This window comes from Acinetobacter pittii ATCC 19004 = CIP 70.29 (assembly GCF_000369045.1).
Taxonomy (GTDB): Bacteria; Pseudomonadota; Gammaproteobacteria; order Pseudomonadales; family Moraxellaceae; genus Acinetobacter; species Acinetobacter pittii.
In genome coordinates this window covers 56221-75921 of sequence record NZ_KB849786.1, presented here as the reverse complement: position 1 = coordinate 75921, position 19701 = coordinate 56221, and the positions used below count along the sequence as shown (strand labels likewise).

The 19701-nt window shown below is 39.6% G+C and carries 18 protein-coding genes, 1 pseudogene and 1 riboswitch; of the genes and pseudogenes, 7 read left to right on the top strand and 12 right to left on the bottom strand.

The window, feature by feature from the left end; translation table 11 throughout:
* From F928_RS04710 to F928_RS04690, 5 genes and pseudogenes are all read right to left on the bottom strand, one after another.
* Window positions 1–569 (bottom strand): annotated as a pseudogene (locus F928_RS04710) (SPOR domain-containing protein); the annotation flags it as partial.
* Window positions 560–1846, bottom strand: a complete 1287-nt coding sequence (folC, locus tag F928_RS04705) for a bifunctional tetrahydrofolate synthase/dihydrofolate synthase (RefSeq protein WP_002116034.1) — start codon at window positions 1844–1846, stop codon at window positions 560–562. The gene folC and the pseudogene F928_RS04710, both read right to left, overlap by 10 nt.
* On the bottom strand, window positions 1843–2739 hold the full coding sequence (gene accD / locus F928_RS04700) for an acetyl-CoA carboxylase, carboxyltransferase subunit beta (protein ID WP_002116475.1): 897 nt from the start codon (window positions 2737–2739) through the stop codon (window positions 1843–1845). Before accD ends, folC begins: the two co-directional genes overlap by 4 nt.
* Window positions 2736–3539, bottom strand: coding sequence for a tryptophan synthase subunit alpha (gene trpA / locus F928_RS04695; RefSeq protein WP_002116163.1), 804 nt, complete (start codon window positions 3537–3539; stop codon window positions 2736–2738). Before trpA ends, accD begins: the two co-directional genes overlap by 4 nt.
* 246 nt (window positions 3540–3785) lie before the next feature.
* The gene (locus F928_RS04690) at window positions 3786–4835 is read right to left on the bottom strand and encodes an AraC family transcriptional regulator (RefSeq protein WP_005072716.1); all 1050 of its coding nucleotides are present in this window, start codon (window positions 4833–4835) and stop codon (window positions 3786–3788) included.
* A gap of 121 nt (window positions 4836–4956) precedes the next feature.
* Between F928_RS04690 and F928_RS04685 the strand changes: the two genes are divergently transcribed.
* On the top strand, window positions 4957–5832 hold the full coding sequence (locus F928_RS04685) for a metal-dependent hydrolase (protein ID WP_005072715.1): 876 nt from the start codon (window positions 4957–4959) through the stop codon (window positions 5830–5832).
* Window positions 5833–5840: 8 nt separating this feature from the next.
* Here F928_RS04685 and F928_RS04680 read toward each other — a convergent pair whose 3' ends face one another.
* From F928_RS04680 to trpF, 4 genes are read right to left on the bottom strand one after another with little or no spacing between them, the layout of a single operon-like run.
* Window positions 5841–6836, bottom strand: a complete 996-nt coding sequence (locus tag F928_RS04680; protein WP_005072713.1) for a DUF2804 domain-containing protein — start codon at window positions 6834–6836, stop codon at window positions 5841–5843.
* A gap of 37 nt (window positions 6837–6873) precedes the next feature.
* Window positions 6874–7386 carry a DUF1543 domain-containing protein gene (locus F928_RS04675; RefSeq protein ID WP_005072710.1) on the bottom strand — a complete coding sequence of 171 codons (513 nt, stop codon included), beginning with the start codon at window positions 7384–7386 and terminating at the stop codon, window positions 6874–6876.
* A 9-nt stretch (window positions 7387–7395) separates the two neighbouring features.
* Entirely contained in the window at window positions 7396–8625 is a 1230-nt protein-coding gene (gene trpB, locus F928_RS04670) for a tryptophan synthase subunit beta (protein ID WP_002116129.1), read from the bottom strand.
* Window positions 8600–9268, bottom strand: a complete 669-nt coding sequence (gene trpF / locus F928_RS04665; RefSeq protein WP_005064242.1) for a phosphoribosylanthranilate isomerase — start codon at window positions 9266–9268, stop codon at window positions 8600–8602. The genes trpB and trpF overlap by 26 nt, the downstream gene beginning before the upstream one ends.
* Before the next feature lie 126 nt (window positions 9269–9394).
* A riboswitch (cobalamin riboswitch) is annotated at window positions 9395–9602 on the top strand.
* 23 nt (window positions 9603–9625) lie between these two features.
* Here trpF and F928_RS04660 point away from each other — a divergent pair.
* The 3 genes from F928_RS04660 (at window position 9626) to ugpQ (ending at window position 13005) form a co-directional block, all read left to right on the top strand.
* Window positions 9626–11542 carry a TonB-dependent receptor plug domain-containing protein gene (locus F928_RS04660; protein WP_016805929.1) on the top strand — a complete coding sequence of 639 codons (1917 nt, stop codon included), beginning with the start codon at window positions 9626–9628 and terminating at the stop codon, window positions 11540–11542.
* 95 nt (window positions 11543–11637) lie between these two features.
* Window positions 11638–12216: a cob(I)yrinic acid a,c-diamide adenosyltransferase gene (locus F928_RS04655; protein WP_002116384.1), complete on the top strand. Its 579-nt coding sequence runs from the start codon at window positions 11638–11640 to the stop codon at window positions 12214–12216.
* Window positions 12217–12291: 75 nt separating this feature from the next.
* Entirely contained in the window at window positions 12292–13005 is a 714-nt protein-coding gene (ugpQ, locus tag F928_RS04650) for a glycerophosphodiester phosphodiesterase (RefSeq protein ID WP_002116248.1), read from the top strand.
* Between the two features lie 28 nt (window positions 13006–13033).
* Here the strand turns inward: ugpQ and F928_RS04645 are convergent, their stop codons facing one another.
* Window positions 13034–13567: an META domain-containing protein gene (locus F928_RS04645; RefSeq protein ID WP_002116542.1), complete on the bottom strand. Its 534-nt coding sequence runs from the start codon at window positions 13565–13567 to the stop codon at window positions 13034–13036.
* Window positions 13568–13775: 208 nt separating this feature from the next.
* Here F928_RS04645 and F928_RS04640 point away from each other — a divergent pair, with 208 nt between their 5' ends.
* From F928_RS04640 to F928_RS04630, 3 genes are all read left to right on the top strand, one after another.
* The gene (locus F928_RS04640) at window positions 13776–14948 is read left to right on the top strand and encodes an acyl-CoA desaturase (protein WP_005072705.1); all 1173 of its coding nucleotides are present in this window, start codon (window positions 13776–13778) and stop codon (window positions 14946–14948) included.
* Between the two features lie 99 nt (window positions 14949–15047).
* Window positions 15048–16490 (top strand): protein adenylyltransferase SelO, encoded by a 1443-nt coding sequence (locus tag F928_RS04635; RefSeq protein WP_005072704.1) that lies wholly within the window; start codon window positions 15048–15050, stop codon window positions 16488–16490.
* A gap of 71 nt (window positions 16491–16561) precedes the next feature.
* On the top strand, window positions 16562–17143 hold the full coding sequence (locus tag F928_RS04630; protein ID WP_005072701.1) for a L,D-transpeptidase family protein: 582 nt from the start codon (window positions 16562–16564) through the stop codon (window positions 17141–17143).
* A gap of 70 nt (window positions 17144–17213) precedes the next feature.
* Here the strand turns inward: F928_RS04630 and baeR are convergent, their stop codons facing one another.
* A complete protein-coding gene (baeR, locus tag F928_RS04625) occupies window positions 17214–17900 on the bottom strand; it encodes a response regulator (protein WP_002116101.1) in 687 nt (228 codons plus the stop codon).
* Window positions 17901–17921: 21 nt separating this feature from the next.
* Window positions 17922–19580, bottom strand: a complete 1659-nt coding sequence (baeS, locus tag F928_RS04620) for a sensor histidine kinase efflux regulator BaeS (RefSeq protein ID WP_005064224.1) — start codon at window positions 19578–19580, stop codon at window positions 17922–17924.
* Window positions 19581–19701 lie beyond the last annotated feature (121 nt).

Here is a 19701-nt window from a genome sequence, read left to right as displayed (position 1 = left end):
TCTGCTTCTGCCTGTCGTTTAGCTTCAGCTGCTTTCTTGTCTGCTTCTGCTTGGCGTTTTGCTTCAGCAGCTTTTTTGTCTGCATCTATTTTTGAAGTATCAGTTGTTTTATTCACCGTATTGGTTTGCTGGTTTTTAGCTTTCGCCTCACCCACTAACTCCGGTGGAATATTATCTGAACTTTCTTGAGCCGCTGTACGGCGCGCATTAATCGCAGCGTACTCTGCTGCAGCTTTACGAGCAGCATCAGCTTCAGCTTGCTGCTGCATTGCTAAGAACTCAGCTGCACGTGCTTCTTGTTCAGCAACGGCCTTTTCACGCGCACGACGCTGTTCTTCTAGCAAACGTTTTTCAGTTTCAACATCAACCGCAAGCGGTTGTAGTTGTACCATTTGCCCTTCAGTAGTCTGTTTTGGTTTAGTTTGAGTTTTTGGCGATGTGGATGCGGATGGTTGAGCTTCAACCTGTTTTATTTCCTCATTTCCTTTTAGAAGTAATGCTGCCAATAAAACACCACCTCCTAGTAAAACAACGCCACCCATCCAGCGTTGTTTGTTATTCATTGACATTCTTCCAAATACTCCCAAATCGCTTCTAAAGTATGAAACGAACCACAGGCCAAAATCAGCTGATTGTTATTTGTTTGCTCAAGCGCTGATTTAAAAGCCTCTTTGATATTGCCATATTGTTGTACTGTCTGGCCTTGCAAGGCATCATTGAGTTGCTGAATCGGTGCAGCACGCGGCACATTCAATTCAGCAATTTTCCAATGTAAAACAGTAGGTTTCAATAAATCGACTACTGATTTTATATCTTTATCTGCCAGCATTGAAAATACTGCGACAACTTCTGTGTACTGTTTATTGTATTCTAAGAAATTTCGCAATTGCTTTAACAAAAATTCAACACCATGTGGATTGTGCCCAGCATCAAAAATGACCGTCTTCCCATCTACTTGACGCTGTTCAAAACGCCCTGCTAAGCGAGCAGATTGAATACCTTTTTCTAATGCTGACTGAGAAATCTCAAGTCCGCTATTTAAAATGGCCGCAACTGCTCCTGCAATATTTTCAATCGCTAATGTACCTAAAGGAAGTTTTAAAGTGGTTCCTTCTGAAGCAAAGTACCAGTTTTGTCCATCTTCTGCGAGCTTATAAAAATAATCACGATTAACGGTATATAAGTCTGCTTGTGAACTTTGTGCTTTATCTTGAATTGCTTGCGGTAATTGTTGCTCACCAGCGAAGATAACTGGAATATGTGGACGAATAATGCCTGCTTTTTCAAAAGCAATTTTTTCAATGGTATCGCCTAACCAGTCTATGTGATCTAGGCCAATATTAGTAATCACTGCAATGTCGGGATCAATCACATTGACGACATCTAAACGCCCGCCCAAACCGACTTCGAGCACCCATACATCACATTGTTGTTGTTTAAAAATAACAAAAGCAGCCAAAGTGGTTGCTTCAAAAAAAGATAAGCTTAAATCACAATCGCGACGAGCCTGATCGACTTGAACAAAAGCATCAATCAGACTTTGATCATCGACTTCAACTCCACCTAGTTTAACTCGCTCATTAAAGCGATAGATATGCGGTGACTGATATAACCCAACTTTATAACCCTGTGCGTTTAATATCGCAGCCAGTGTGGTTGTGGTTGAGCCTTTACCATTCGTTCCGGCTACTGTAAAAACTTTAGCATTAGGCTGAGTTACACCCAGCTTTTCTGCAACAGGAATTACACGTTCCAGACCAAGATCTATCCCTGTAACGTGAACATGGCTCCAATAATTGAGCCATGTATCTAAAGAGTCTATTGAAAGTGGAGCTTGTTGGTTCAAGGTAAGTTCATCAATTTCGATACAAGTCGAGATACAGTATCACGTAAAGCATGACGATGAACAATCTGATCGATTACACCATGATCAAGCAAATATTCAGCACGTTGGAACGGTTCTTCAAGAGTTTCACGTACAGTCTGCTCAATTACACGCTTACCAGCAAAGCCAATCATCGCTTTAGGTTCAGCAATATGAATATCACCCAACATTGCTAAAGAAGCTGTTACACCACCATACACAGGATGTGTTAACACAACGATATATGGTAAGCCAGCATCTTTTAATTTTTGAATCGCAGCAGAAGTACGCGCCATTTGCATAAGCGATAACATACCTTCTTGCATACGCGCACCGCCAGAAGCTGCGAAACAGATTAATGGCTGACGTTTTTCAATTGCAAGCTCGGCGGCCTTTACAAAACGGTCACCGACAACTGTACCCATTGAGCCGCCCATAAAGTCGAACTCAAAAGCACATGCAATCATATCTACGCCATTTAAGTTACCTTGCATGGCAATTAATGCTTCCGTTTCACCAGTTTTGCTTTGCGCTTCACGCATACGATCTGGATACGGTTTAGAGTCAACAAACTTTAATGGATCTTTTGCAGTAAATTCTTGACCCAATTCAGTTACAACATTATCGAAGAACCAGTTCAAGCGGTCACGAGCTTTCATTCGTAAGTGTTCGTCGCATTGCGGACAAACATATGCATTGAAAGAAATTGCTGTACGTGTCACTAGTGCATGACATTCAGGACATTCAATCGTTGGCTCAGTAAATGTTGCTTTGAGAATTTGTTGCTCATCTGCGACTTCAATACCTGGAACCGGACGTTTTGTCCATGGTGTCGAAGGGCTAAGAACTTTCCCTGGTTTCACTTCTTGATTCATACTAACTCATCGAGCGCTGCTCGAAGCTCCTTGACTTTACTCACCGTCTGTTCAACAGCGTCATCCGCTGCCAACGTTGCAAAATTTTTAACGAAAGCACTACCCACAATCACGGCATCAGCAACATTACCCATTGCTTTTGCTGAAGCGGCATCACTAATACCAAAACCAACACCCACTGGAATATTAGTGGCATTTTTGATTTTTTGAATACGTGCAGCAGCTTCTGCCGTATCAAGTGTTGCTGCTCCAGTTACACCCTTAAGTGAAACGTAGTAAATAAAACCACTTGCCTGATTTGTCACATGTTGAATGCGTTGATCTGTAGAAGTTGGTGCAAGTAAGAAAATTTGGTCCATATCATGTTGTTTCAACACAGCACCAAATTCTTTTGACTCTTCTGGTGGTAAATCCACAAGTAATAAGCCATCTACACCACATTGTTTCGCATGAGAAACAAACTTCTCGTAACCAATCACTTCAACCGGATTGAGATAACCCATTAAAACAACAGGTGTTTCCTGATCCTGCTCACGGAACTCTTTTACCATGTTGAGTGCATCCAACGTGTTAGTCCCTGCTGCAAGCGCACGTTCAGCTGCAAGCGCAATTACCGGACCATCAGCCATTGGATCTGAAAATGGTAAACCAAGCTCAATGACATCTACTCCTGCCGCAACCATTTTATGCAGTAACGGAACCGTTACTTGTGGCTGTGGATCACCCGCCATAACATAAGATACAAGCGCTTTACGTTGTTGGGACTTAAGCTTTTCAAAACGGGTGGCAAGACGTGACATAGGGTTGTGCTTTCCTTGAATTATTTAAAATTGAGGAGTTGTTTGTAGAAATACAAGAACATCGCATTTTAACGCTATTTTTTGTCCATTGAACAGGTCTAACGTTATGGCGATATTCGATTGTATGATTCATACAACCCATGGTGTACATTTATCAATATTTTGAAACTTTTCTCAATGATCAAAGCTTCCTATTTTCGAGCCATTATTAGATCGCCATCCGATCAAAAATCAATCATGCAAAACTTATTTCTCAATATTTTTATTGGCGAGTTGTAATTCCCTTTTCCGCATGAGTAAAGTTTGTCCTGTCAAATTTTTATGAGCCCGTGCAAGTGCCGACTGATCCGAATATCCTAACTGTTCAGCAATTGTGGTGAGGCTTTCATTTTGGTGAAGTAATATTTCACAGCGTTTCATGCGTTCAGTATCTAAAATTAATTTAAATGAAGTATTTAATGACTGTAATTGACGCTGCAAGCTTCGTACTGAAATATTCAACTCGATGGCAATATCCTCTATTTTAGGGGCTTGTTGCTTGTGTTTGAAATATTCATGAACAATCCAATGTATTTGCTGAGCTAAATCTGTATGTATTTTCCGCTGAGCCAATGCCTCTTCTGCTTGTTTCACTAAAAGTTGCATTAAGCTGGGGTCCGCATGTCGAGGACGAACATTCAATCCCTCACTTGCAAAAGTTAATGCATAGTAAGGTTGTTCAAATGACAATTTGCATTGAAAGAAACGCTGATAATGTACCAATGGACCACGTGAGCGGTGCACAAACTCAACATGCTGCAAGAGAAAATCATGGAAAGGGGCAATTTGTTTAGCAAGCTGCACCATAGCAGCTAAAGTCAGCTCACAAAGTATGATATTACTGGCATCAACTAGCGGCCAATACAAACGAATGTTAGAAGCATCTTGTTCAACTTGCATAGGCACGACTTGCTCACCGTCAATCACGAGACGATGAAATTTCATGACATATTCAAGAACCTCTGCAAAGCTGCCACTTCGAGAAGCCATGTATCCCAGTACACCAAAATTGGCAGGTGTAATACAAGTTGCCATTTCTAGGGCTAAATTAGAAACTTGTAGACGAGACTCTGTCAGCTCTAAAAGTTCAAGAAAAAAGTTTAAAGAAGATTGAGCATCAATAGATGAAGCTAAAATATTTTGAACTTGACGGGCCTGAACATCTGTAAGGTTTAATGCCTGCCAATCGATTCCTTTTTCTTTTAGATAAGTATTCCACAGATAAAAGTAGCCATTTGAAATCGTAAAATCCTGCATGGCTCATCCTTTTTTTAATGCCATCTTGTCGCAAACTGTATAAAAATTGGCAATAACTGTCAAAACAAAGCCGACTATTAGCGACATACTAATGAACATGTTAGATGCGAGAAATAAAAATATGAACGCACATGTTTCTTATCAGGTCGAGCCAGTGGTTCGTAAAGATCTGGATTTTCATTTAAATGAAGCGCCTCGCTTTTGGTTTAATAATGATCCTTTTTTGACTCGTATGTTTGATGCGCTCAGCTTAACCTTTCCAGATGGAGAGCGTTATTTTATTGAATGTGTCCGTATGTTCCGAGACAAAATTGATGATCCCGAACTACAAAAACGGGTTGCAGACTTTATTAAACAAGAAGCTCAACACGGTATTGCACATGACAAAATGAATCAGCTCATGAAAGAGCAAGGCATGCCTGTTGACCAGTTCACAGCCACACTTAAAAGAATTTTTCGTTTTGAACTCACCAAACGCTCACCACAATACAATATTGCGATGACAGCGGCAGCGGAACATTTAACAGCATTAATGGCAGAAACATTTTATAGCCATAAAAAAACTTTAGAAAATGCTCACCCCTATGTTCGAGCGCTATTCGCGTGGCATGCCATTGAAGAGATGGAGCACCGTGATGTTGCTTTTGATGTCATGAAACAGGTGGGTGAAGTTCCTGAGTCGACTCGTCGTTTTGTATTGGTTCTTACAACAGTACTGATGTTTGGCTTTACACTCTATCGCACCAACATCATGTTGAAATGTGATGGCTTTAGTCCAAGAGAAAGACTCTTGATGAACCTTAAAGGTTTACCTTGGTTCTTTGGCAAAAATGGGACATTAACCGCTATGAAAAACCAATATTTAGATTGGTTTAAAAAAGACTTTCATCCAAGTCAGCATCCAGTCATTCGTCAATATCCTGTTTGGATTGAAACACTCGAAAAGACCAATGATCCTATTGCAGCTGGTGAAGCATTCTGGCAAGCAGGTTTATAACCTGCTTGTTACCATTTCGCATAATGTTGTTCTAGTAAACCATATTGTTCGTTGCAATTGATGATATCGGTTGCCTCATGCTCAATCGCGCCGCTAATTTTAGCTTGCCACTGGTTGAACTGGCTGCCGATCATTCTTAAGTTTATATTTTCATATCGGCACCAACCAATATGCACTTGGAGATTAAGCTTTTGATCTAAAGAGCTAATTTGCCAAAGCTCATCATTTACTTTTTCAAATAAAACATCAGTTAGTGGAAATAAGACTCCGTTAATCCATAAGCAGTTTTCATTACCAAAACTTTCATTAACACCAGAAGCCAGATTTAGCCCTATACGACGCCCTTGCTCATCCCAGAAATTACATGAAAGCCAGAACCAAGCCGTTTCAGGTCGCAAAAAACCGCAGGTATCATCTAAAGAGGCAAATGTCTTTTCATCAAATTGTACGACTTGGTTTTGCTTATTAATAAACATTCCCTCTACAGCCAATGTGGTCTGCTTTTGGGTATAAGTCCAACCATTGATGCCAGTTGGTGTACACAAACTTAATATATCGGTTCCAGCACAAAAAATACGAGCGCTAAGTTGAATCTCACCATATTTAGTGACTCGGATATATCGCACACCATTGGCATGCTGGATATCAAACTGATAAGGCGATTTAGAAAAATAACTTTGATTAAATAAGGGCTGTTCATCAAGATAGGTTTTATGTCCCAAAGGCTGAATCGCATTCCATTCGATAACTTGCTCTGTTTCATGGTCATAAATATAGAAAAAACCGTGCCCAACCCAGCCAATATCTGCAATTGCCAGACCAATACTATAGTGTTTATGTTGAATGCCGCAGAATTTAAATTTTTTATATTTTAATTGCTTACGCCAGCCTTTAAGGACCTTACCATAAGGGGTTTTATAAATATAATGTTGTACGTGAATGGTTGACGGTACAGATTCAAAACGCCCGTAGCGAGGCTGTCCATTTTCTTGAATTAAATCCATTTACCCACTTCCATATGAATATTAGATTTCAAATGACCTATACCACGGTCAAATACGTATTTTCCCAAATTGTTTCAGCAAAATCGCCTTTTATTAAATGAATATAGCGCCCTGCTACACAATCTATTGCTAAGCAGTCATCAATATCAATGACTCGATCTGTATGTGCTTTTTGCCACTGCCGATCTATAAATTGTTTACCTAATTGTTTGGCAACTACCGCATTCGGTGCAACCACAAACTCATAACGGTGAAGTTCACCGAATTCACTTGCATTATATCCCCCCAGATTAATTAAATATAATTTTAAATCATCTGGTTGTGGAGCAGCATCTGTAAAGTGAATTTGATAATTTTGCCCTTGAGAGCTAACTCCTGAGAGCTTGGCCCAAGCATCAATATGCAATCCTTGAGCCTCACCAAACCAAGCCTGTTTAAGTTGAGGATAAACTTCTTCCAAAGTATCTCCTACAGCCATGACTACATCATGAACTTCTGTATTAGCGCGTGCATGACGCCCGCCTAACATCACCATAAACAAACTTGGCATTATATCCTCTTACATCTCGACCATTTCTACGCCATCAATACGTGCAACTGTCATTAAATCTTTATCACCACGACCTGAAACAGTCGCAATAATAATCTGATCTTTAGACATCGTCGGTGCAAGCTTAGAGACATAAGCCATCGCATGCGAGCTTTCAAGCGCAGGAATAATCCCTTCAATTTTAGTTAAATCACGGAAACCTTGTAGAGCTTCTGTATCATTAATCGGCACGTACTCTACACGCTTCATATCTTTCAAGAAGCTATGTTCAGGACCGACACCCGGATAATCAAGGCCCGCCGAGATACTATGTGTCTCAATAATCTGGCCTTGTTCATCACTCATCAAGTAAGTACGGTTACCGTGCAATACACCCACATGACCCGCATTTAATGGTGCAGAGTGTTTACCAGTTTCAATACCAAAACCAGCTGCTTCAACACCATACATTTTCACGTTGGCATCGTTTAAGAATGGATAGAACAAGCCCATTGCATTTGAACCACCACCCACACAGGCAACTAATGCATCTGGTAAGCGACCTGCTTGTTCCAAAATCTGTTTACGTGCTTCACGACCAATAATCGACTGGAAGTCACGAACCAATTGAGGATATGGATGCGGGCCTGCAACTGTACCAATCACATAGTACGTCGTATCAACGTTGGTTACCCAGTCACGCATCGCTTCGTTCATGGCATCTTTCAGCGTTTTAGAGCCGCTTTGTACAGGAACAACTGTAGCACCCAACAAACGCATACGATAAACGTTCATCGCTTGACGCTTAACGTCTTCAGCACCCATATAAACAACACATTCAAGACCTAAACGTGCTGCAATTGTTGCTGTTGCTACACCATGCTGCCCAGCACCAGTTTCGGCAATAATACGTTTTTTACCAGAAAGCTTTGCCAATAACGCCTGACCAATCGTGTTGTTTACCTTGTGTGAGCCTGTATGGTTTAAGTCTTCACGTTTAAGGTAAATTTGCGCACCACCTAACTCTTTTGACCATCGCTCAGCATAATAAAGTGGACTAGGACGACCTACATAGTAGGCGAGGTCACGGTCGAATTCTGCCAAAAACTGTTCATCATTTTTCATGCGGGAATAGAGATTTTCTAAATCTTCTAATGCCGCCATTAGAGTTTCTGACACAAAACGTCCGCCATGGATACCGAAATGCCCTGCAGCATCTGGGTACTGTGTATAGTCAATCACATTGTTTTGCTGATCCACGTTGGACTCCTTGCATAAATCGTTCAATGAGTTGTTGGTCTTTTATACCTTTTGCGGACTCTACGCCTCCGCTCACATCTACTGCAAAAGCACCGGTAGTATGAATAGCGTCAATGACATTGTCAGGGGTTAAACCGCCTGCCAAGATTAATGGAATATCAAGTTTTGGGAATTTAGACCAGTCAAACTGATGTCCTGTGCCCCCTTTGAGCTCAGGATGCCACGCATCGAGCAATACAGCACTGGCACCAGCTGCCTGATATTTTTGAATTTCAGCAACTACATCCAGATCAGGTTTAACCTGAATCGCTTTATACCAGCGACGTTTACAATGGCGAGCAATTTCCTGACATTGTTCTGGAGTTTCATCGCCATGTAGTTGTAATACATCTAGGGGAACACAATCAAGTACATCCTGAATTTCAGCAGCACTCGCATTTACAAACAAACCTACCATTTGTACATAAGGTGGAATTACTTTTGCTAATTCTTGGGCCTGTTCAACCGTTACATGTCTTGGACTTGGCGGGAAAAAAACAAAACCAATCGCATCTGCTCCAGCAACAACAACTGCCTGAACATCTTGAATGCGAGTAATTCCACAGATTTTTGCTCGTGTACGTTTTTGGTTTGATTGGCTCATGATCTGCCTAAACTACAACCATTTCTTAAAATAAGCGCCATTGTAATGCAATTTTTGTCCCTTGCGTAAAAGTTCTCAGGGAATTGCTCCAAATGACATTGTATGAAGTAAATCGCCACTTTATACTGCGTAAAATTGGAAGCAAGTGTAAGCAATTCATGCTTTAGGGAAGCTGGTGAAAGTCCGGCACTGCCCCCGCAACGGTAACAATGTAAAGCATATTTTTTAAGTCGTTCTCGACTTACACCACTGCAGTAATGTGGGAAGGTGAATATGTCCATAAATTAAATATGGCGCTGAAGTCCGGAGACCTACTTGTTTCATCTATCTACCCGATCATTCACGTGGGGTGAATGTATGGAGCATGTTATGTCTAAGTCTTTTCAACCTACTCGTCTGGTAGGGGCTATCGCTATTGCGATGGGGTGTTCACCTGTTATTTTTGCTGAAGATACAACGAATGTAACTCAGCTTGATCCAATTGTAGTGACTGCTTCAAAAAGTGCTGAAAAAGCCAGTGAGGTTCCGGCGCGTATTTCAGTGATTTCAAAAGAAGAAATTGAAAAAAATCCTATTTCAAATTTATCTAATATCTTACAAAAAGATGCATCTATTTATATCAAACAAAATGGTGGTCTTGGACAAGGCACTAATCTTTTGATTCGTGGTACAAATCCAAATCATGTACTGTTATTAAAAGATGGAGCACGTCTAAATACTCCAAATACCCTTTCCCCAATCTATCCTGAACTTTTAGATACAACTAATCTTGACCGCATTGAGATATTAAAAGGTCCTGCATCAGTTCAATATGGTACTGATGCGATTGGTGGTGTGATTCAAATGATTACATCTACACCTGAAAGAAACTCTGCATTCGTTACAGGTATTTATGGTGAAGATAATACTTATAAGGCCATTATTGGAACAGATTTGGTCAGTGATGCAGGATTCTTTGCTCAGATTCGTGGGCAAAGTATGGAAAGTGATGGAACACATATTTTCAACACACAACCAGACAATTTAAAAGCTGCTTATGATCAAAAAGGTTATAGCGCAAAATTAGGATATGACAATAAAAATAATTTAAATACAAGTGTTGAAATTTCTCAAAATAAAGGCGCTAATAATTATTCAGACAATGGTGGCATAAGTAATACAGCTAAACGTGAGTTTGACAATCAGTTAGTCAGTACCAGAGTCGAATACAAACCGACAACTAATATCACTATCAATACAAGATATTCTAATTTTAAAGATACACAAAAGTATCGTGAATCATCACCTTATCATGCCGACACTAAACGCAATGAAGGTGATTTAAATGTTAAGTGGCAATTTACACAGGCACAAAACATCTTGGTTGGCACAAGTATTGATAATACAGAGTATCAAGATGCCTCCATTTTAAATGGAAAGCAAGATATTGACTCTACTGGCTATTATCTACAACATCAATATAAAACTGATAAAATCAGTACGCAATTAGGCATCCGCCTCGAAGATAATGAAAAATTTGGAACACATAATGTAGGACAAGGGGCTATTCGTTACTTTGTATTACCGTCAACCAGTATATATGCAAATATCGGAACAGCATTTAGAGCTCCTTCACTTACTGAATTGTATTATCACAGCGAAGCGGATTATGGTTCTTTTGGAATTTATCATACTTATGGGAATACTAATCTAAAACCAGAAGAAAGTACTTCATATGAAATTGGCTTAGATCATCAGTTTACTCCTGCATTAACAGCATATTTATCGGCATACAAAACAGACGTCAAAAATTTAATTGCCTCAACTTCAAGCTTTGATGTTGCAACTAATACAACGACAAGTACTTATGAAAATCTAAACAAAGCACAATTTTCTGGTGGAGAAGTTGGATTTAAATGGAAACAAGATGATCTATTTTTATCGACTGAATATGCCTATGTAAAAACTGAGAATAAAGAAACTGGTTTAGAAATTGCTTATCGACCTAAACAAACACTTACCTTAACTACAGGCTTAGAAAATGCTGTTTACGGTGTTAGCGCTTCTGTTATTGCCCGCTCTAGCTCTAATGCGCAGAATAGCTCTAATCCACAAAAAGTACCAGGCTATGCTACTGTCGATTTAAATGCTTACTGGAATATCAATCCAAATGTTAAAGTATTTACTAATATCGAAAATGTAGGTGATGCTGAATATAAAACAGTTTACAACTTTAGTAACTGGTATGTGAACGGTGGCCGTCAAGCTTCTGTTGGCGTAACTTTCCGTTATTAATTTCTCACGCCAACTATAAAAATATTTTCTTAACTCCAGTTTCGGGGTAATGTTCTGACCGACATTATCCCTTTTTTATGTTCAGGATATCTATCATGGGACACCGTTTAAGCAAAATCTATACACGCACAGGCGACTCAGGTACAACAGGTTTAGGCGATGGTTCTCGTGTTGCCAAGGATGATTTACGAATTACGGCACTTGGTGATGTTGATGAACTCAACGCAATTATTGGGGTACTTCGTGCTCAAATCACAGCTAGTCAAGTAACTAATAAGGCTGATTGGGATAAAAGCTTAAGTCTGATTCAACATTGGCTTTTTGACTTAGGTGGAGAGGTTTGTATTCCAAATTACAATCTACTCCAGCCGGTTTGTATTGAATTTCTGGAAAAAGAAATTGACCGTATGAATGAAGACTTACCGATGCTTAAGGAGTTTATTCTACCGTCTGGCTCCTTATCTTGCAGTTACGCTCATCAAGCTCGTGCCGTTTGTCGTCGTGCAGAGCGATCACTCATGTCGGTGCAAACTCGTGATCAAAATATTCAAGCTACAGCACTCCAACTTTTAAACCGTCTATCTGATTGGTTATTTGTCGCATCGCGTGCTTTACAGCGTGCTGAAGGTGGACAAGAAGTGCTTTGGCAAAAAAATATTAATGAGATTATTTAAAAATAGATTAGATTAAAACATGGTCTCTGCTCTTTTTAAAGAGACCATAATCACAAGATTTTATAGAAGAAAATTATGCGCATTATTGGTCATCGTGGTGCACGCCGAGAAGCTCCTGAAAATACACTTGGTGGGTTTCAGCACATAAAAGACTTAGGTATTCGTGGTGTCGAATTTGATATTCGTCAGCTTCAAGATCAAGAGTTAGTTGTTATTCATGATGACAATTTTTTGCGTACAGCTGGAGTCGATCAAGTTGTAGAGCAATCTACTTTAGCTCAAGCGTTATCACTCGATCATCGTCAAAGCTGGCCCAATTGGCCGACTCCAGAACCAACGCCTACACTTACAACTGTTTTAAACTTACTTGATAATTTCGATCATATTGAAGTTGAAGTTAAAGCTGTAAGAGATATGGCATTGGCCGAAAAGCTCGTTCAAAAGCTTGAGACGGAATTACAGGGTTTTGAGAAAGTCGTAACCATCACAAGTTTTGATCTTCAAATTTTAACTGCCTTACGCGATATAAACTCTCAATTCAAACGTGGATTGTTAGTGGAGCTTCCAGTGGGAGCAACAGCAATTGAACTCGCTCATCAATATGGTTGCGGTCATATTGGTTGGCATGATCAGCTGGCAACAGATGAAATGATCCAACTATCACATCAAGCTGGTTTGAACATTAGTGTGTGGACAGTCAATGATGTAGAAAGAGCAAAAAAGCTGCGTGATTTAGAGATTCAGGGCTTAATTACAGATATTCCAACTACGATGTTACAAGCCCTGTAAATATAAAAAAGGTGGTAAAAACCACCTTTTATTTCTTTTGTGCCTGAATGAGGCGCTGACCACTTTGGTCAAGTAGATATAGTGTATTACCTACGAGTTGGAAGCGTTGGATACGTTGCAAAGCATCTACCAGCTCTGCCTCTTGAGCCAAAGCACCATCACAGCTTGAATGACCTGCATTTACTTGCATATCAAGTTTTTGCTGGCTGAAATTAAAGGTGTAACGGCCAAAAACAGCATTACAGCCAGTATGTCCCGATACTGTTTTGACTGCTGAGTTCAGTGAAAGAGTTGGCCATTGGTTAAAGAATTTTGCCTTATGACCACTGATCTGAGTGATCTGCCAATCAATATCTTGAATGCCATCAGCACTCACTCTCTTTTTTACAACAGGGGTTTGAGTCTGATGAACTGTTCTTTTTGGTTGAACTTTTTTCGTAGTTTGTTCGGGTGCACTTTGACATGCGGCTAATACAAGACTGATTGTGACCAAGATACACTTCAATGATAATTTTCTTGAAATATCAATGCTGTTCTTTTTTTTCAATCGTTGTACGTTCATTAAACAATTTCTCCTGCTTGAAAAACTCTTTGACATAGTTTAATTCTGTTACGGTTCTTTCAATACATCTGTACAATAATGCTAGTGATTCTCACTAAGCACGTGCTAATATGAAGGATAGAATAGCAATATATCTTGATGATTGGTTTTGCTATGTCGTTTTGTCTTTGTACCTTGTTTCACAAGGATTCTAGGAGCGCTGCCGGATATGACTTCCGCCCCACTCAAAGCCCCAATTAACTGGACCGCTAGCATTACCTTAATTGGTTTACCAATTCTTGCCGCAATCATAATCCCGATTTATGCGTATTATTATGATTTTAGTGTAAGCGCATGGGTAAGCTTATTTTTTCTTTTAGCTCTAAGTAGTATGGGGATTACTGCTGGTTACCATCGCCTTTGGGCTCACCGAGCTTATGAAGCGTCGTTACCGCTTAAAATTCTTTTAATGATCGGTGGAACATTTGCCGTACAAAATAGTATTTTGTTCTGGGCATCTGGTCACCGTACTCACCATCGACATGTTGATGATGTTGAGGAAGATCCGTATTCAATTGAACGTGGTTTTTGGTATGCCCATATGGGTTGGATGATCCGCGATCATTCACCATCTGAGCCAGACTTTAAAAATGCACCAGACCTACTCAATGATAAATTGGTCATGTTCCAGCATAAATATTACGCGCTACTTGTAGTTGCAGTTCATGTTGGTATTTTAAGTTTAATCGGTTGGGCAACTGGCGACCTATGGGGTGTAGTCCTTCTAGGTGGTCTCTTACGTTTAATCATTAGCCATCAAGTTACATTCTTTATTAACTCGCTTTGCCATATGTTTGGTAAACGTCCTTATACAGACGAAAACTCAGCACGTGATAATTTCTGGTTAGCCATTGCCACTTGGGGCGAGGGTTACCACAACTATCACCATATCTTCCAATACGACTATCGTAATGGTGTGAAATGGTGGCAATATGACCCAACAAAATGGTTGATCTGGTCATGTTCTAAAATTGGTTTAGCTAAAAATTTACGTCGTATTCCAAGCTTTAATATTAAAAAAGCAGAACTGGCGATGAAATTTAAATACGCTGAACAAGACCTCGCTATTTATGGTCATGATGTAAATGCAGACATTACTCAAATGAAGCAACGTATTGCACAAGAGTACGAAGCATTTACACACACCTTAAATGATTGGGCAAAACTTAAAGAACAAGAGTTACAAGCTAAAAAAGCAGCAATGGCTGAAAAGATTCATAGAATGGATCATAAGCTTAAAGTTGATTTTCAATTGCTTGAACACCGTTTAAGTCATCACCGCGAATGCTTAGAAACACTGATGCGTAGTGTTAAAAAGAATACCAACGTGGTGTCAGACTAAAATAAATTCTGATCTAAAATAGCTCTTTCGGGAGCTATTTTTATGCCTGCTTTTTAACTGTGTTATAGTGAAATCTGCTCTCTCTATTTTGCTAAGCCTATGCAGTTTAATCCGCTCTACCCTTCACTTCCGTCTAAATTATTTCATGTTCAGCAACCATCACCTTTACGTGGTGCAAAAGCAGGACATTTTAACAATGCTTTGGCTGATGAACTGCAATGGTCAGAAGACGATAAAAATGCATGGGTTGAGATCTGTAGTGGACAGCGTACATTCCCTGAATTTCCGTCTCTTGCGATGGTCTATGCTGGCCACCAATTCGGACAATGGGCAGGACAACTCGGCGATGGACGTGGTTTACTAATTGCACAAATACTGAATACAAAGGGCCAAACCATCGACCTTCATCTCAAAGGTGCAGGTCCTACGCCTTATTCAAGAATGGGAGATGGGCGAGCAGTATTACGTTCTGTGGTCCGTGAATATTTAGCAGGACATGCTTTAAATGCTTTAGGCGTCGCATCTAGTCATGCAGTCGGTTTTACAACCTCGACTCAAGGTGTACAGCGTGAAAAACTAGAGTTAGGCGCAATGCTACTTAGAACATCTGAATGTCATATTCGTTTAGGACACTTCGAATGGATTAATCAATATGCGCCTGAATTGCTGTCAGAATTCACTCAAAAATGTATTGAATGGCATTATCCAGAATGCTTAGAAACTGAAAATCCAATTTTATCCTTTGCTAAAAAGGTAGTTGAACGTACTGCAATTATGATTGCGAAATGGCAATTGGTTGGGTTTGCTCACGGCGTGATGAATACCGATAACTTAAATATTACGAGTTCAACACTCGATTTTGGGCCATATGGTTTTATGGAGCGATTCCGCCCCAACTGGATTAACAATCACTCAGATTATCAAGGTCGTTATACTTATCAAAATCAACCGAGTATAGGCCATTGGAACTTATGGACGTGGCTAAATAACTTAATCCCTCTCGCTGAACCTGAACAAAAAGATAAGTTTAAAGAAGAGTTAGCACGTTGCTTAGAACAATTTGAACCGACTTTTATTGAACATTACACAACTGGTTTATGTCAAAAAATGGGACTTCCCCATTTTCATAAAGACAGTCTTGATTGTAGTTTTAGTTTTTTAAAAATCTTACAAACTGAACAACTCGATTACACTCAGAGCTTTATCCGACTTCAAAATAAAGAATATAAGACTCTACGAGATGATTGCCTTGATATTCGACAGTTTGATGAGTTTCTTAGCCAATATCAAAGTATTCGTGAACATCAAGATATTGATGAGCTGGATGCAAATATGCAAAAAGCAAATCCAGTTTATATTTTACGTAATCACATGGCACAGCGTGCTATTGAAGCAGCTGAACGAGATGATTTTAGTGAAGTAGATCGTTTATTTAAGCTACTTAATCACCCATACACAAGACAACCAGAGCTTGAGCAACCACAAGACTTAGGACCATTACCAAGTGATGTTCCAGATGTAGCAGTAAGCTGTTCATCTTAATATTAAAAAACTAAACTCTCTTAAGTCATTCTCAACACTTAAGAGAGTTCATTGAGTATAAAAAATAATATATGAAAATTAGACCTATCATTATTTGTACACTTCTTATAGTTCCACTCGGAATCGCTTTTTATAAATATGAAAAATTTTTACAGACTTTTACCTCATCCCATAAAGCGCTTTCAAGTAAAGAGATCTTGGAACTAATCAAGACAAAGCCCGTCACCTCAATTGAAGTGTTTAAAAACCAACGCCTACTTCTGCTCAAGAGTAATCAGGACGTGATTCGGCAATATCCGATTCGCCTCGGCTTTAATCCTAAAGGACATAAACATTTTGAAAATGACGGTAAAACACCTGAAGGGATTTATTCTATAGATTGGCGAAACTCACAAAGTGCTTACTATAAATCTTTGCATATTTCCTATCCCGATGCGAAAGATATTGCTTATGCCAAGCAACATAATCAACCAACGGGAGGAGATATCATGATTCATGGATCTGTTCCGAAATCATTACTCTCGATGCCTTTTAGCTCGACTTATATGCCCCATAAGGATTGGACGTTAGGATGTATCGCGGTTAGAAATGTAGATATAGATGAAATTTGGCAATTAGTACCCAATCATACCAAGATTATAATTTATCCATAAAATCTTTAAAACTATCCACATTTTCTGTGGATAACATTGTGGTTATCCACAGAATAACTTTTATGAAGACTTACTCTTCAGGATATTCGAAGCGATAACCTACACCATAAACTGCTTGAATCCACTCATGACGGTTACCAGTTTCTGCTGCTTCACTAATTTTTCGGCGCAAGTTTTTAATATGGCTGTCAATCACACGATCGGCAACATCAAAGCTGTCTGGATTAATGTGATCTAATAATTGTGCACGTGAGTAAACTTGCCCCACATGCTCTAAAAATAGCTCAAGTAAGCGAAATTCGGTTGGCGTTAAGCTCAACGATTTTTGTTGATACCAAATTCTTTGTTGTGCTTTATCAATTCGGAAAGAATCATTTTGCTCAGGCTCTGCCTTACGCTCTAAACGACGTAAAACAGCTTGTACACGAGCCACCAACTCTTTTGGGCTAAATGGTTTACATACGTAATCATCAGCGCCCATGTTAAGACCTAATACTCGGTCAATTTCTTCGGTACGGGCAGTGACCATAATAATCGGTAAATCTGACTGTTCACGAACTTTACGGCAAATCGTTAAACCATCCATTCGTGGAACCATTAAGTCCAGAATCATCAAATTTGGTTTACGTTGCTGGAAACTCGCATAGGCATCTTGACCATCATGAAACATACTTACTTCAAAACCGGCAGCTTCAAGATAATCACGCACCAAATGCGCCAATTCGACTTCATCTTCAACCAACATCACATGTTTCATGAGATATTTTTCCTTTTATATTTAACTCTGCTTTTTAAAAGTAAGTACACAACGTAAACCACCTAATGGTGAATGTTCAAAACTGAGTGTACCACCAAGCGCCTGCGCAATCTTACAAGACAAAGCTAAGCCCAGCCCTGTTCCACCTGTACTACGCGTACGCGAATCATCTACGCGATAGAAACGTTCACCTAAACGGGATAACTGCTCATCACTTAAACCATAAGGACTATCATCGACATATAACGTCCACTCTTGAGGAGTCTGACTTGTATGAATATGAATTTTGCCACCTGTTTCTGTGTAACGAATACTATTACTAATTAAATTAACAATAATCTGTTTAAAACGGTCACGGTCTAATAATAGCGGAGAACTTGTTCCTTCAACTTGAATTTCGAGACCAGCCTGCTCAAGTTTGGGTTTAAAGTTTTCAACTTCTTGTAGTACCACTTCCCATGGATTTACAGAGCTCAAATAACACTTAAGCTGCTGAGCATCTGCCTGCGCCAAGTCTGCAAGGTCTTGGGTCAATTTTTTCAAGCTTGAAACCTGACGCATCATTGCATCTAAATGTTCAGGAGTTGCTTTTCGAATCCCGTCTTGCATCGCTTCAATTTGTGCTTGCAATACAGCCAAAGGCGTTTTTAATTCATGAGAAGTATCTGCCACCCATTGACGTCGTGACTCTTCATGCTGATGTAAAATCTCTGCCAAATGGTTCAACTGGGTTGATAAATCACCTAGCTCATCATTTCGCTTAATGACCACTTGGTGTTGATAATTTCCTTTGGTTAATTCATTGGTTGCATTTAATAAACGCTGAATTGGCTTTTTAAAATAAGTCGCCATTAACAGTGCTGCAACTAAACTTGATAGTAAGGTTAAAGCATAGATTAAGAGTAAATAACGTTTTTGATTACTAAAGAAATTAATACTCAAAGCGTCTTCTTTATCTAAAACAGGCTTTAAACCTAAATATCCCACGACTTTATTATTTAAAATAATTGGGCGAAATGACATCTGATCTGAAGAAGGCGGTTCACCTACCACAAACTGGTGCTGTGCATCATATAGAGATAGACGCGAACTCAATCCTAAACGGTCTGGTAAAGCGATAAAACGTTTCTTTCCATTTTGGGTTTCAATATCTTTTAAGCTTCCCTTCTTTGATTTATTTTTATCATCACTTGGGCGAAACTGATTTGCGCTTAAAGGGAAACGTAATCCTTCAAAGGGTTGATACTGTGAAGGTAAATTTTGCTCGAGTGCTCTTAATTCCTCATCACTAAAAATAGTATTTTTATTTGTCGGCGCAACTTGAGGCGAAATATTGATGAGCGCGTGTTCATCAAAAGAATGCTGCTGTATGGCAATGTCATATTGGCGACGGAGCCACCACTGCGAGAGACGATCGTAGTCATCGGGAGCCGCGGTTCCTTCGATTTGTAAAATCTGTGCCTGAATCGCATTTCCCCAATCATGGTACACGGTATAGACATCGCCAAGATTGGTAATGAGGCGGTCTAGTTTCTGCATTTCAACGTCAGCCACGTATTTGGCAAAGTTCTTTTGCATGGTCCAGTGCAAAACGCTCAAGCTTGCAGTCGCAATAAGCAATGTGGTGAGAAGGACTGTCAAAAATAACCGTAATGCAATGGGAACACGTAGAACGTTCAAAAGCACTCTCTCATTTTTACCCTATATTTTGCATTGTAACCAACAACGAAAAGAAAAACTCTCCATTGTTTCTACATCTTTATTATCTAATCTTTAAGCCATCAGAAAACACAACATTAAA